The sequence below is a fragment of the Enterobacter cloacae complex sp.6700776 genome (genome assembly GCF_048284255.1).
GTDB lineage: Bacteria > Pseudomonadota > Gammaproteobacteria > Enterobacterales > Enterobacteriaceae > Enterobacter > Enterobacter intestinihominis.
Map to the genome: position 1 here is coordinate 1 of NZ_JBLVYK010000139.1, position 313 is coordinate 313.

The 313-nt window shown below is 49.2% G+C and carries 1 protein-coding gene; it reads right to left on the reverse strand.

The window, feature by feature from the left end; all coding sequences use genetic code 11:
- A partial coding sequence (locus tag ACNQ0T_RS23605; RefSeq protein ID WP_417930429.1) for a hypothetical protein occupies positions 1-313 on the reverse strand: 313 nt, incomplete at both ends.

The window sequence follows — 313 nt, forward strand, 5'->3', positions numbered from 1 at the left end:
GTCTAATACCCCGTCTCGTTGCGCTTTACCGAGTCCTTGACTAGCGACAATTGCAATACTGGGTAACGTATCTGCCACTTTTTCCATGACTGGTGCGAGGGTTTCTGTCCGCGCCTGAAAACTGATGGTACGGTTATGTTGCTTCATGTCGGTAGCAATTTGTTGTAGCTTCAGCTCGTCCATCAAATGAATAGACGAGGTAAATAGTCCTTTTTTCTCATCCAGTGGGATAAGTTGACGCTGTTCAATCGCCACATCGATAGCCTCACGCACCTGCGCTATCATGCCCGCACGAGCTTCCAATCCCCCAAGC